This is a genomic window from Acetobacterium tundrae (genome assembly GCF_008086615.1).
GTDB lineage: Bacteria > Bacillota > Clostridia > Eubacteriales > Eubacteriaceae > Acetobacterium > Acetobacterium tundrae.
Genome location: NZ_RXYB01000063.1, coordinates 1 through 632, shown reverse-complemented (window position 1 = coordinate 632; position 632 = coordinate 1). Strand labels below are relative to the sequence as shown.

Below are 632 nucleotides of genomic sequence, written 5' to 3'. Positions count from 1 at the left end.
GCTGAAGTTGTCGCCAACGCCATGAAAGATTGGGCCCTGGAATTGGGTGCCACCCATTTTACCCATTGGTTCCAGCCAATGACCGGCATCACAGCTGAAAAACATGATGCCTTTATCAACCCCACCGAAGATGGCAAGGTGATTATGGAATTTTCGGGAAAAGAGCTGGTAAAGGGCGAACCGGATGCTTCATCATTTCCTTCCGGAGGCTTGCGAGCAACCTTTGAAGCCCGGGGCTACACCGCCTGGGACCCCACCTCCTATGCCTTCATTAAAGGTTCCACCCTTTGTATCCCAACCGTCTTCTGTTCTTACTCCGGTGAAATTCTGGATAAGAAAACACCGCTGCTGCGTTCCATGGAAGTCCTGGATACCCACGCCGTTCGGATTCTTAAACTTTTTGGCAAAGACGATGTGAAAAAAGTAACCACCACCATCGGTGCCGAACAGGAATACTTTCTCATCGAACGCGACATGTTTAAAGAACGTAAGGACCTGATTCTCACCGGTCGGACTCTGTTTGGCGCAAAACCGCCCAAAGGCCAGGAAATGGAAACCCATTACTTCGGGCGTATTCGTGGCCGCGTAGCCGCTTACATGGCCGATCTCGACAAGGAATTATGGCGACTGGG

General features: G+C 51.1%; 1 protein-coding gene. It reads left to right on the top strand.

What is annotated here, in order from left to right; all coding sequences use genetic code 11:
• Positions 1–632, top strand: a 632-nt coding sequence (locus FZC40_RS16965) for a glutamine synthetase III domain-containing protein (RefSeq protein WP_187389074.1), incomplete at both ends; no start/stop codon positions are given.